At 57.5% G+C, this 12,862-nt stretch carries 7 protein-coding genes and 2 pseudogenes; 8 read left to right on the plus strand and 1 reads right to left on the minus strand.

The genetic code is table 11. The features are described from left to right. The first annotated feature begins 11 nt into the window (after positions 1-11). From tssH to ABDB87_RS01195, 8 genes and pseudogenes are all read left to right on the plus strand, one after another. Positions 12-2,708 carry a type VI secretion system ATPase TssH gene (gene tssH / locus ABDB87_RS01160; RefSeq protein ID WP_345923326.1) on the plus strand — a complete coding sequence of 899 codons (2,697 nt, stop codon included), beginning with the start codon at positions 12-14 and terminating at the stop codon, positions 2,706-2,708. A gap of 142 nt (positions 2,709-2,850) precedes the next feature. Next, positions 2,851-6,057: a type VI secretion system Vgr family protein gene (locus ABDB87_RS01165; protein WP_345923327.1), complete on the plus strand. Its 3,207-nt coding sequence runs from the start codon at positions 2,851-2,853 to the stop codon at positions 6,055-6,057. A gap of 17 nt (positions 6,058-6,074) precedes the next feature. Then, positions 6,075-7,895: a LysM peptidoglycan-binding domain-containing protein gene (locus tag ABDB87_RS01170; RefSeq protein WP_345923329.1), complete on the plus strand. Its 1,821-nt coding sequence runs from the start codon at positions 6,075-6,077 to the stop codon at positions 7,893-7,895. Continuing rightward, entirely contained in the window at positions 7,879-8,364 is a 486-nt protein-coding gene (locus ABDB87_RS01175; protein ID WP_345923331.1) for a hypothetical protein, read from the plus strand. Before ABDB87_RS01170 ends, ABDB87_RS01175 begins: the two co-directional genes overlap by 17 nt. A gap of 32 nt (positions 8,365-8,396) precedes the next feature. Next, a complete protein-coding gene (locus ABDB87_RS01180) occupies positions 8,397-8,768 on the plus strand; it encodes a hypothetical protein (RefSeq protein WP_345923333.1) in 372 nt (123 codons plus the stop codon). Continuing rightward, positions 8,734-9,687 carry a hypothetical protein gene (locus ABDB87_RS01185; RefSeq protein WP_345923335.1) on the plus strand — a complete coding sequence of 318 codons (954 nt, stop codon included), beginning with the start codon at positions 8,734-8,736 and terminating at the stop codon, positions 9,685-9,687. Before ABDB87_RS01180 ends, ABDB87_RS01185 begins: the two co-directional genes overlap by 35 nt. 431 nt (positions 9,688-10,118) lie before the next feature. After that, a pseudogene (locus ABDB87_RS01190) lies at positions 10,119-10,413 on the plus strand (transposase); the annotation flags it as partial. An 851-nt stretch (positions 10,414-11,264) separates the two neighbouring features. Continuing rightward, a pseudogene (locus tag ABDB87_RS01195) lies at positions 11,265-11,951 on the plus strand (IS5 family transposase); the annotation flags it as partial. Positions 11,952-11,955: 4 nt separating this feature from the next. On the opposite strand, the gene ABDB87_RS01200 reads toward ABDB87_RS01195, so the two are convergent. Continuing rightward, positions 11,956-12,834: an NAD-binding protein gene (locus ABDB87_RS01200; RefSeq protein WP_345923337.1), complete on the minus strand. Its 879-nt coding sequence runs from the start codon at positions 12,832-12,834 to the stop codon at positions 11,956-11,958. Positions 12,835-12,862: the final 28 nt, after the last annotated feature.

The following is a 12,862-nucleotide window of genomic DNA, read 5'->3' on the forward strand; positions in this document are numbered from 1 at the left end:
ACGCCTACATCATGTCGAACAATCTCAAGGTCCTGATCACCAAACTCAACCCTGTCTGCCGCAAGGCCGCCGAGCGCGCAGCAGCCCTTTGCATGTCGGCCGGGCATTTCGAGGTCGACCTGGAGCACCTTTTCCTGGCGCTCTGCGAAGCCGACAACTCCGACTTCTCCCGCCTGTGCAGGAAGTTCGATGTCAGCCTGACCGCACTTGAACGGGATCTTTCGACTGAGATCGGACGCTTCCGCAATGGCAACACCCGCACGCCGGTTTTCTCGCAGCATCTGCCCGCGCTGTTCGAACATGCCTGGCTGATTGCTTCGCTGGACTCCGGCAATGCACAGATCCGGTCCGGTCATCTGCTTCTGGCGCTGCTGACCGCTCCGGATCTCTCGCAGCTGGCGTTCCGGGGTTCGAAGCTCTTCGTGAAGTTCCCGCTCGACGAGATCAAGCACAAACTCACCGAACTGACGGTCGGCTCGGACGAGGCCGTTCAGGCGGTCAGCAACACGTCCCGCGATGACGATCTGCCGGATGCCGGTGACATGGCCGCAGCAGGCAACGGCGCGCCCCGCACGCCCGCGCTGGACCAGTTCACGACGGATCTGACCCGCCGTGCCGCAGAAGGAAAGATCGATCCGGTCATCGGTCGCGACACCGAAATCCGGCAGGTGGTCGACATCCTGATGCGTCGCCGCCAGAACAACCCCATCCTCACCGGCGAAGCGGGCGTCGGCAAGACTGCCGTCGTCGAGGGTCTCGCCCTGCGCATTGCCGCGGGCGACGTTCCACCACCGCTCCAGGGCGTGGCGCTGCATACACTCGACATGGGACTGCTCCAGGCCGGTGCAAGCGTAAAGGGCGAATTCGAGAATCGGCTCAAGAACGTGATCGACGAGGTCAAGAAAAGCCCGACGCCCATCATCCTGTTCATCGACGAGGCGCACACCATGATCGGTGCTGGCGGCCAGGCCGGCCAGAACGATGCGGCCAATCTGCTCAAGCCGGCGCTCGCACGCGGCGAGCTGCGGACCATCGCCGCCACGACCTGGGGCGAATACAAGAAGTATTTCGAGAAGGATGCCGCGCTGGCCCGCCGCTTCCAGGTCGTCAAGGTTGAAGAGCCCAGCGAAGACCTGGCCAGCGCGATGCTGCGCGCCATGTCGGGCCTGATGGAGCGCCATTTCAATGTGCGCATTCTTGACGAAGCCATCACCGAAGCCGTTCGCCTCTCGGCACGCTACATCACCGGACGCCAGTTGCCGGACAAGGCGGTCAGCGTGCTCGACACGGCATGCGCCAGAGTCGCGCTGGGGCAGAGCGCCACGCCCGCCCGCATTGAAGACGCGGTCAAGCGGCTCGATCGCATTGATGCAGAGCGGGGCTCACTGGCCCGCGAACATGCGACCGGCCACGACCATGGCGAACGCATGCGCGAGCTGGAAGCCGAGCGCGCCTCGCTTCAGGCCGGACTCGAAGCAGACCGTGCCCGCTGGGAACAGGAGAAGCAACTGGTGGAAAAGATCGGTGCGCAACGCGCTGCACTCGAGCAGCAGGCCGGCAGCACGGGCAGCACCGAAGAAGTCGGCAGGGCAAAAGGCAGAAAGACGCCGAAGAGCGAAGCGCATGTTGAACTCGACGCGCTGGCCACGGCGCTGCGTGGTCTTCAGGGCGAAACACCGCTGGTGCCGCTGCAGGTCGACGGCAATGTCGTCGCCGAGATCATTTCGAGCTGGACGGGCATTCCGCTCGGCAAGATGGTGAAAGACGAAATTCAGGCCGTACTGAAACTCAGGGAATCGCTCGAAGCTCGCGTGATCGGTCAGCCGCATGCCATCGAAGCGGTCTGCCAGCGCGTTCGCACGGCACGGGCCAACCTCGAGGACCCGAACAAACCCAAAGGGGTTTTCCTCTTTGTCGGTCCGTCCGGCGTCGGCAAGACCGAGACCGCGCTCGCGCTGGCCGAGGCCCTCTATGGTGGCGAGCGCAACCTGATCACCATCAACATGAGCGAGTATCAGGAAGCCCATACCGTGTCCGGGCTCAAGGGCTCGCCCCCCGGATATGTCGGCTACGGCGAGGGCGGAGTACTGACCGAAGCGGTCCGTCGCAAGCCCTACTCCGTCGTGCTGCTTGATGAAGTGGAGAAGGCGCACCCGGATGTCATGGAGCTCTTCTTCCAGGTTTTTGACAAGGGCGTGATGGATGATGCCGAGGGCCGCGAAATCGACTTCCGCAACACCATCATCATCCTGACGAGCAACGCGGGCTCTTCCACACTCATGCAGGCCTGCCTGAACAAGAGCCCGGAGGAAATCCCTTCGCCGGAAGCGCTTGACGCACTGATCCGCGGCCAGCTGAACAAGACCTTCAAGCCGGCCTTCCTGGGGCGCCTGAAAGTCGTGCCCTACTACCCGATTGCCGACGAAGTGCTCGAACAGATCATCCGCCTGAAACTCGATCGCATCGCTGCGCGCGTTGAGACCAACCACAGCGCCGCCCTCAGCTACACCGATGACCTGGTCGAAGCGGTGCTGGCGCGCTGCACCGAGGTGGACTCCGGCGCGCGGAATGTGGACAACATCCTCAACGGCACGATGCTGCCGGAAATCGCCGGAACCGTGCTCTCGCGCATGGCCGAGGGCAAGGAAATCCGCAAGATCAAGCTCAGCGCCAATGACAAGGGAGAATTCCGGTACACAATCAGCTGAGGTCTCGCGTCGTGCCGTCAGCCTGACGGCACGACTCGCACGCCGGACGCATGCCGGCCTGAAGCCATGACCGCAGCACAATCAGTGACCGCGTCCCTCGTTGCAACACGCCTGACCTGCCCCAACACACATCGCTCCCAGCATGAACGCCAGCCTTTCAAGCATCGCAGATGCGCTACGCAGCCTGATTTCCGGCCATACGGATGCCAGCCGCCTGATCCGCCTCAGGACGGCCGACAGCACAGAGACATTGATGGTCGAGCGGCTCGACGGCTTCGAGGAGATCATCCCCGCACAGGAGTCCTCGGCCGGCTTCCGGTTCGAGCTGAGGGTGCTGTCCAGCAACGCCTTCCTGTCGCCTGAATCCTGGCTGGGCCAGCCCGTTCTGGTCGAACTACTGACCGCGCAATCACGCAGCGAACTGCGTCCCTTCTCGGGTCACGTCACCGCCTTCGAGTCACTTGCCGGCGACGGAGGATTCGGTCACTACCGGCTCACGATCGAACCGTGGCTGGCTTTCCTGGCCTATCGTCGCGACAGCTACGTGTTCCACGACATGTCGGTCATCGAGATCGTTGACGCGGTACTGGGAGACTGGCGCAGCAAGGGAACACTGAATCCGCTCTGGCGCTGGGTGCTGGCCGACGCATCGGTCTACCGGAAGCGCTCGGTCTGCACCCAGTATCGCGAAACAGATCTGGCATTCATCAGCAGGCTGATGGCCGAAGAAGGTCTGTACGCCTGGTTCGAGCACGCGTCGGGCAGCTCCGCTGCCGACGCCCGTCACACCCTCGTCATTGCGGACCAGATGGACGCCTTCCCGGACAACGCGCAGGCACAGATCCGCTTTCATCGTGCCGCCGCCACCGAGACCTCTGACACGATCCAGCACCTTGTCAGTGTACGTTCGCTGGCCAGCCATTCAGTCACCCTCGCAAGCTGGGACTATCGCAGTCTTGATGCACGAAGCTCGACCGCGGCCGGATCCGCCGACGGACATGCTGCTGACATCCCCATGACGCGCTTCGATGCGCCCGGCATGTATGCCTGGCCAGATCGCGAAACGGGCGAACGCATGGCACGCCGTCTTCAGGAAGCCATCGATGCCCGGCAGCATACCCTCAGTGGCGAGAGCACGGTTCGAACCCTCTGCCCGGGCACGCGCTTCACACTGCTCGGCCACTTCGATGCTGACGCTCCCGAGGCCCGGAACGAAGCTGACCGCGATCGCTATGCGGTAATCCGTGTCAGCCACCACGCACGCAACAACCTCGGCACAACGCTCTCCTCCAGACTGACAGAGCTTCACACGGCCACCGGGACGGTAGAGGTTGCTGGCGGCAGCGAAGATGCGCTGTATCGCAATGACTTCGTCCTTCTGCCTGCAGCCCTGCCCTGGCGCGCGGCGACGCTCGACGCCAGCGGGCGTCTGCTCCGCCCTCGCCCCGTCGTCAGCGGAAGCCTGAGTGCGATCGTCGTGGGCGAGGCAGGACAGCCGGTCCACACCGACCGTGACGGACGCATCCGGATCCAGTTCCACTGGCAACGCGGCACACAAAGCCACAGCAGGCAGTCCACGCCATCAGGTGATGACAACGCACCCGGCAGCACCGGCAGCTGGAGCTGGGTCCGGGTGATGAGCCAATGGGCCGGCGCAAACTGGGGCGCCGCCTTCGTCCCGCGCGCGGGTCAGGAGGTACTGGTCTCGTTCATCGAAGGAGACATCGATCGCCCGATCGTTGTCGGGAGCCTCTACAACGGCCAGGGGGCGGAATCCGCGCAAGGCAACCGGATCGCCCGCGGCGCCGGCGTCGCAACCGGCAACGCGCCGGCCTGGTTCGCCGGCACGGATACTCAGTCCTCCACCTCGGCCGGCGAAGGTCATGCCCACCCTGCCGTCCTGGCCGGCATCAAAACTCAAGCCATGAGTGCCAGCCAGACGGGCTCAGGCGGCTTCAATCAGCTCGTTTTCGATCTCACCCCTGGCGAACCTCGCGCCCAGCTCGCCAGCACGCAATATGCCAGCAGCCTGAACCTCGGAACCCTGCGGCACCAGTTCGACAACCAGCGCAAAGCCTTTCGGGGTCACGGCGCCGAACTCGCCACGGATGAGTCGGGCGCCCTGCGCGCGGGCAGCGGCCTGCTGCTCTCCTCTGACGCCCGAAGTAATGCTTCCGGCATGCAAATGGATGCACGCCTGGCAACCAGCCAGCTCGAATCCGCAAAAGCACTCGTCCAGGCACTGGCAGAGTCGGCCGCGAAACAGAAAGCCCGCCTCGAAGGTGACCCTGCAGCCGACAAGCTGCCCGTCACCGAACAACTCGGACACAGCAACGAAGTACTGAGCGCAACGGAAACGCAGAAAGCGACGGAAAAGGCCGAGGCAGCCGCGAACGTGCCTGCCTGGAGCGAACCGATGATCGCCATCGAGTCTCCCGCCGGGATCAATGCCCTCACCCCGAAAGACGCGATCCTCAACGCCGGCAACACCCTGAGCCTCACCGCCGCCGACATCCATCTGGCAGCCCAGGGCAAGAGCGCCTGGGCAGTGAAAGATGGCATCGTGCTCTACACCTATGGCAAGCAGTCCGACACGAAACGCCCCGTCGGCGACACCGGCCTCAAGCTCCACGCTGCACAAGGCAAGGTCTCGATACAAGCCCAGTCCGACAAGGCCGACTTCAACGCCGACAAGAAAATCACCCTCACATCCACCACCAAGGACGTGCTGCTACAGGGCAAGAACGATCTGCAACTCACCGCCGCCGGTGCTGCCATCCAGATTTCGGGTGGAAACATCACCCTTGTCGCGCCGGGGAAGGTGTCGTTGCTGGCGAGTCAGCGGAATTTGACGAGTGGAAAAAGTGACATGCGTCCAGCATCGTTACCAACCCCTGGGGAACTGAGTCTCACGCATCCGCAATCCGGCCCACACAGCGTGCGTTTCGCCGCTCTCGGCGCTGACGCTTTACTGGCGGATAGCGCTTGGGCCAATCAGCCCTACCTTGTCGTCGATGGTGATGGCAAAACACTCGCCAAAGGAGTGATTCCAGAGAGCGGACGCCTTCCCCGTGTAACGACCGAGAAGCCAGAAGATGTCGTGCTTGTCCTGGGCAGCGTTGACGAAACGCTATGGGAGCCAATCCAAGGCCGTTCCCAATCAGCATCGTCGTCTGCGACAGACGAAGAGGATGCGCTGAACCACGACGAGGCAGCGCTCGAACGTGAGACAGCCAAAGTCATCGCTAGTCGGTACTACCAAGAAACACTCGCCGCTACCAGTCACCATGGAAACGAATTCCTGAGTCCGGAGCAGATCAGGGCAGCACTTGACCTCCCTGCTGAATAAGCCCAAAAACATTAGCCATGCCAAAATTTATCAAAGCCACCTACCACCCCGAACTAAAGACTGCCGAGTTCATCTCAGATGACGGGCGTCACCTGCTAAGGACAGGCGGCAGCCTATGTTGGCGACTCAACAACGGCGGCAATCTCGTCTCACCAGTCGTCAAGGGCGTCCCCTGCCCAAGGAAAACCAAGGGCTACATCGGCTTTGCGAAAGCGGGGGCAAGCGAACATCACTTCTTTATCTTTCCGGACTATGAAACCGGTAGAGCTGAGCTCAAAGCCACCTTGGACAGAAAGTACGCCGACCATACGGTCAGTGAAACCATTCGCGCCTATGCGCCAAAGCATGACAAGAATGACACCGATCAATACATCACCAACCTGTGCAAGCTCAGCGGCGTATCAAAGGACAGCAAGCTAAGGGATATGTCACCCGAACAGCTTGAGTCGATCATGGATGGCATCGAGCGCATTGAGGGATATCACGCCGATGCCGCCTCGCGAAAAGAGGTCTGGGTAAACGTCACGAAAATACAAGCATCGGATGGAACTCGGCCGATTCAAGGCGAAGAGATTGTCGTCAAAAGCGATGGCAAAGAAGTCACGCTTAAATCAAACGCCGTAGGACTGTTCCCTCCGATCGTGCACGGCAAATCTCCTGTAGAAATCAAGCATAAGACAGCGGATGGCAAGCTCAAATCGCTGGGCACGCTACCCGCCGACCGCAGTCAGCACATGTCGCTGGTCGCAAAACTTGAGAAATTTCTGGGTCGAACAGCGGCCAATCAGGTGTCAACGCCATCCAGCTCCAGAAAACATTCCCTCACCTATACGGTGCAACCCGGTGACAGTCTGAGCAAAATTGCATCCAAATTTCAGACTACCGTAGCCCAGCTCAAACACGACAACAGCTTGGCGCGTGACCTCATCATCCCCGGACAAGTGTTGGGAATTCATGCACCACCTCCTTCAACGATTCCTCCTACGCCGCCCAAAAAGGCCGCACACAAATCTCCCGCATCTCAGCCAAGCGCGGAGCGCACGGGGCAACAAAGCCCCCCACAGGCAAAACCGCCAAAGGCATTACAAGGCCAGAAAACCACGCCAGCTAGAAGCAAAGCCGGATCTGGCGAGCCGATTCAGCTCATTCAGCCCGAAGACGGTCAAGTGCCTTGGATGAAGTACGCTATAGCCGAGGCAAAAAGGCACAAAGGTGCGGCTGAGACGGTGATTGAAAAAGACATCGATTACCACTCTCAAATCAACGACGGCATCAAAGGCCTGTCTGGCAGCTTGAATGCATGGTGCGCGGCGTTTGCGAACTGGTGCCTGATGCAGGCAGGGTATCCAATCCAGAACCCGAAGGAATTGGGCTTTGTGGATCGCGTCGCCGCAACAGGAAGAGCTGAGGGTTTCAGAAACCTGCGAGGGGTTCGAACCAAGGCGAAACAGGATTACAAGGACGTGCCATTTGTCGACAACCCGCTGTACGAAAAAATTGATGAGCCTGTGTATGGCGCAATCGGCATTGTTGTGACACCAAGCGGTCACGGCCAGCACGTTGGTTTTGTGTATGGAAGAGAATCAGAAGATTCAATATGCATGCTCGGTGGAAATCAAGGGCAAACCATAAAATTCAGTCCATTCACAGAAAAAGAAAAAGAGATTTCACTCGGAAAGAAAAAAAAGAAAACGAACCACCTTGAGTTTTACATCCCAAATCATTACACAAAAACACATAAATCGTCAAACAAAAAACTAGAACCCGTTTCATCACTCGATCTAAATAAAGAAATTGGAGTTAAAGGAAAGGACAACAAAAATGAAAGCACGCGGTAAATTGCTTTTAACAGTCATTGCATTTGTTTTTTACTCCGGAGTATCTAGAGGAGGATCCGCCGACGGCCCTTTTGTTATCTGGCTGGATACAACACAAAGCAGCGAAAGCACGAAAGTAATTAAAGAAAACTTTAATATCAAAAAAGACAAGTGCGGCCAACCGTCAGCCATTGTCTTTCTGAAGAGCCACCCAAAATGGGTTTCTCAAGAATTTGTCAAGCACGCCATATTTTACAATGAAAAAAAATCGATATCCAAACTAAACAAATATCTAAAAACTCCTTTCTTAGACGCAGATTTAGGTTTCGACGGAATAATGGTTTATAGGGAAAATCCAGATCCTATTATTTATTATTTTAGATCAGGAGAAAATACTGTCCGAACAATAAAATCAGCCAAACCATCTGATCGAGAAAACTTCTGGGCTGCGTTCTGCATAGCCCTCCCTGAATCAACTCAATCACCTTGACCTGAGTTGCGCCCACCGCGGCCGAACGCCTGATGACCGAGAAATTCCTCCAAGGCGTGTCCACGCGGAAGGCCCCGAGCACCAGTGCCAGCTACAAGCTCGCCAAAGCCGACTACGACCGCAACAACATCATCATCGGTTGCAAGGCCACCGCACTCGACGCATGCGTCCTCGCGGGCGGCGTACTCCCTGAGCACAGCCTCAAAGCCTGGACGGAAATGCTCCAGCGCAAAGCCGATGATCTACAGCACTATGCCGTGCTGGGCATCCTGGCCAATCAGGAAAAGTGGGCCAAAGGGTTTCAATCTGCCGACGAAAAATCAATCGGCGACTTTCTGACCGACATCGGTACAGTGGGTAAGCAATACGATGTTGCAAGAAACGCACTGGAGTCCCACCCTTGATATTGGCGGCAAGGCTATGATGGCAATCAAAGGGGAACAGGCCGCAATCCGACTAGCTGGCATAAGCGTAAAAGCGACAACGGTTGTCAAAGCAGGCGGCTTTCTTGGGGTCGGAGCTTCGATTGCTGACGCGATTCAATCAGCACTGAAAGCCTATACCCTCGTCAAGAGGGGCGACAACAATGCAGCGGCATATGCCGGCATTGGCGCAGCCGTCGCGGGGTTGGCAGCTTACGCAGGATTTAACGTTGCACTCGGGGTAACTGCACTGCTGGGCCCCCTGGGCTTACTGATTCTCTGTATCGGCGCCGGTATCGTTCTGGCCTACTTGGCCTTCATGGCGGAAGACACTCCCATAGGAATTTGGCTTGATCGTAGCTCATTTGGCAGCGGGCGGCGTCCAGAGGGAAAGTTCCTGAGCCAGCGTCTTGAAGCCGACGCGCTTGAAATGGTTGGCAAACAATTGGTGATTCAAGTGGAGTGGCATGACACAGCTTTGTCACTAGAAACCGACGAAATCGAAATCTCAGTCAAGCGACCAGCCAATGGGGGAGACGCAGTTGTGATGGGTTTGCGACTCCACGGCGAATCGGGCACAGGTGATCGCCTTAGCTCTATCTATGTTCATGGCGCCACTCTCAGCGAGATGAAGAGTCTGAAACCTCCAAATGGCCTCTATATAGCAGATAAGACAACAACTGCCCTTAGTAAACCAGGTTTTGATTTTGAAGCCTCGGAGCTTGTCGATGCAGGAACAAACAAAGCTGTTGAAGATGGCAGCGCGAAGATATATCAGTGGGAAAAGCGTTTTGAGGTGAATACCCGTAAATTCGAACGTGGCACGGTATACATCCGATACTTTCCTAACAAAACTGATCCAACCGCATTCTTCGACAATGAAATTTCAATCGCAGACTGAGCTTTGACGTCAGGTCTCGGCAATACAAGGCAATACAAATATGGCACTACCAAATTGGGAGACTGGCCCCTGGACGCAGGACTCTGGTCAAAACTCCTCCCCCCTCGAACCGGCTGGCTCTGGCGTCATCAAAACATTGCCTCCTGCAGACACGCCTACCATTGAAGGCGGCCTGCCCAAACTCGACGACGAGGTAGCTGCATCTAACGCGATCTTCTTGGAGATAAAAAGCTCTTTAATGTCCAAAAGATGGCTAATGATGTTGGCTTTTCCATTTCTAGCCCTCGCACTTGCTGCCTCACTGGCGCTGCTCACCTGGGCTTCCGTCGGGGATTTTGGAAGAGAAAGAACTACTATTCTAGCAGCTGCGTTATTCGTGATTAGCATTGTTTCGTATGCGGCTTACCCTGGCTTTTTCTTGACTTGGGTTGGCGAGCGCGCTGATTCCCGTGCGGAAGAATGCGAAACCGTGGAAGGAAGTGGGGATGCGCGAGCCCGGAACGAAATTCTCCGGACCACCTACCGTTTGGGCCGGGCAATCTGGAAGAAGTGGAGTGGTTACCACCGACGCAGCCTGGTCGAAACCAAGATGCGCTGTTTCAAGTTGCTCGGCGAGCGCGTGATGGCTCGCGACTTTGATCGGCAAGTAGCCGAGCTGCAAATTCGCGCAGCGCTGCTCAACCGCTCACCCAGCTTGGCACGCCTCAAACCGTGCGCGTGGCATAAATCCGTCTTAGGCCAGGGGAGTTATGGCCTCGCGCTGATTTGTGCAACAAAGCCCAGTTCTGGCAGAAGATGACTCAACCAAGCACCTTGTCTCCTATCGCTGGCCACAAAAGAAAGACAAACTGGATCAATAGACATGAAAATGTATATTTTTTTTATTTTTAGCCTTCCCATTCTGCGCAGACGCGAACGACTGCAAATACGGAAACATTGAAGATTTTGGAGTTTTTTGGATTAAATTCAGAAAAGCGATAATATTAAGTGACGTGACGCTGGCAACACAATTATCAGAATTCCCAATAACACTTACTGACCTACAACAACCAAACAAAAACCTTTTCAAACTAAACAAGAGCACCACATCTACTCATTTTAGAGAGATATTTATTGAAAACCCTCCTGGACAGCCGGTTTATTCATTTAACGCATTAAATAATTCGACAGACAAGTCGTATGAGTCCAGCAAAATATATACAGACACACAAGGCTGCTTTGACTCTCGAATTATCAAGTACGGCTTGAATGTAAATGGGTATAAATTTATCTTAGGAAGCAACGGACAGTGGAAATTTAGCTCCATGGACTATTCGACTACAGATTTTGAGAACTTGAAATTTGTGATACAAAAAAGAAGGAGTCAGTTCTAACATTCCAACATTTCCCGGAGCCCCGTCCGCATGTCCAAATCACGTCTACACGCCATTTCAAGCCCGTTACTTTCCCGGTAGCGACTAGCCGCCGGGATGCCGTTTATCCCGTGAATCGCTTGGTTTTCCAGGAAAGAAAGGGGTCAGGTCGGCCTTGTTGCACAAATCGCCAGCCGGCCCGTGCGTAGTCGATAGACTTGCAGGATGAGCCAGCCGCCGAAGCCGAAGTACTGCACCACCAACTGGTCCGCCTACAACGAATCCTTGCGCCAGCGCGGTGCGTTGCTGCTGTGGATAGACAAGGATATGGAGTGGGCCTGTTTGCCCAGCGGCAAGCGGAGGCGCTCAACCTCATTCTCCGATGCGGCCATCCAGTTCTGCCTGATGATCAAGAACTTGTACGGGCTCGCACTTAGGCAGACCATAGGCATGGTCAGGAGCCTGATGAACCTGGCGGGACTGGACTGGGAAGTACCGGACGTCAGTACATTGAGTCGACGCCAGAAGCATCTCCAGGTGACGCTGACACATCAGCGTCGTAGCGAGGCGCTGCATCTGCTGGTCGACAGCACGGGCATCAAGATGCCGGGCGAAGGCGAGTGGAAGCGCAAGAAGCATGGCGCGGACTATCGCCGCCAGTGGCGCAAGGTGCATCTGGGCATCGACGCACAGACCTTGGAAGTGCGCGCTATCGAGGTGACCGCCAGCAGCGTGGGCGACGCACCGATGCTGCCGGTCCTGCTTGAACAGATCCCGCCAGAAGAAGCCTTGGCCAGTGTCGGCGCCTACGGCGCGTATGACACGAAGGCCTGTCATGTGGCCATCGCCAGCCGAGAGGCAAATGCTCTGATTCCGGCGCGCAAAAATGCGCAACAGTGGAAAGAAGGAAGTGCAATCACGCCCCCGCCGGCGGGAAGTCGGTTCTCCCTTTGGCGGATGAGCCCGCCACATAGTCGAGCAGCTGGCGGGCGGTCTGGTTGCCGATGACGGCTTCGCCGAGCAGGAAGCCGCCCACTTCGCCGATTCCCACGATGGCGTTTGCGCCGGCGGTTTCCAGGTAGAAACGCTGCGCAGGGTCGAGGAGTTCGGTAATGATGCTGGCATCGGGGCAGAAACGGCGGGCCAGCATGCAGTTGACCGCCGTGAGCGCGTCGGCGTTCTGGCGTTCAGCGTAGTTCGCGAGCAGCACCACCGTGCGCGCCTTCGAGAGGCAGGCCTTCTCGATCGCGTCCTCGCGCATCGGCAAGGCGGTACGGGTGAAGTAGCAGAGCGGATCGTCACTCGGCTTCTGATCAAGATCCGCCATGATCAGGATCGGCGTGGCGTGATGGGCTGGATCGGATCTGAGGGTGGTGATGATCTGCTTGCCCTTGAGGTTCCAGCCGGCGATGACGATGTGATTTTCGAGTCGATGCATCTTCAGCCCCATTTCTTCTTTCATCTTCCGTTCGATCAGCACAGCCGCCGCCAGCGCACACAGCAAGGCGGTGAGCAGCTTGCTGGCGATGAGTACGAGACTCACGATGAAGCGTCCCCCGCCTGTCAGTGGCACGACGGCCGAGTCGCCGGAAGTCATCATCGCCACCAGCAGAAAGTAGATCGTGCTCGGCAAATCATGGATCTTGGGGTTCACGCCCTGCTCCAGCATGAACACGAGTGAGGCGCAGCCCACCCAGACCACGGCGAACACGACCAGCAGCTCGGCAATGAATCGATAGCGCGCTACCGCCATCAGACGCAGAAAGATCGACACCAGCACACTGCGGTTGGGCATGACGCGCCTCGTTCAGATTCCGGTATCT

This window comes from Uliginosibacterium paludis (assembly GCF_039631355.1).
GTDB classification, from domain to species: domain Bacteria; phylum Pseudomonadota; class Gammaproteobacteria; order Burkholderiales; family Rhodocyclaceae; genus Uliginosibacterium; species Uliginosibacterium paludis.

Excerpts from the sequence above, each read along its gene's own strand:
- tssH (WP_345923326.1), top strand. The coding sequence starts at position 12 with ATGTCGAACAATCTCAAGGTCCTGATCACCAAACTCAACCCTGTCTGC.
- ABDB87_RS01165 (WP_345923327.1), top strand. The coding sequence starts at position 2,851 with ATGAACGCCAGCCTTTCAAGCATCGCAGATGCGCTACGCAGCCTGATT.
- ABDB87_RS01170 (WP_345923329.1), top strand. The coding sequence starts at position 6,075 with ATGCCAAAATTTATCAAAGCCACCTACCACCCCGAACTAAAGACTGCC.
- ABDB87_RS01175 (WP_345923331.1), top strand. The coding sequence starts at position 7,879 with ATGAAAGCACGCGGTAAATTGCTTTTAACAGTCATTGCATTTGTTTTT.
- ABDB87_RS01180 (WP_345923333.1), top strand. The coding sequence starts at position 8,397 with ATGACCGAGAAATTCCTCCAAGGCGTGTCCACGCGGAAGGCCCCGAGC.
- ABDB87_RS01185 (WP_345923335.1), top strand. The coding sequence starts at position 8,734 with ATGTTGCAAGAAACGCACTGGAGTCCCACCCTTGATATTGGCGGCAAG.
- ABDB87_RS01200 (WP_345923337.1), bottom strand. The coding sequence starts at position 12,834 with ATGCCCAACCGCAGTGTGCTGGTGTCGATCTTTCTGCGTCTGATGGCG.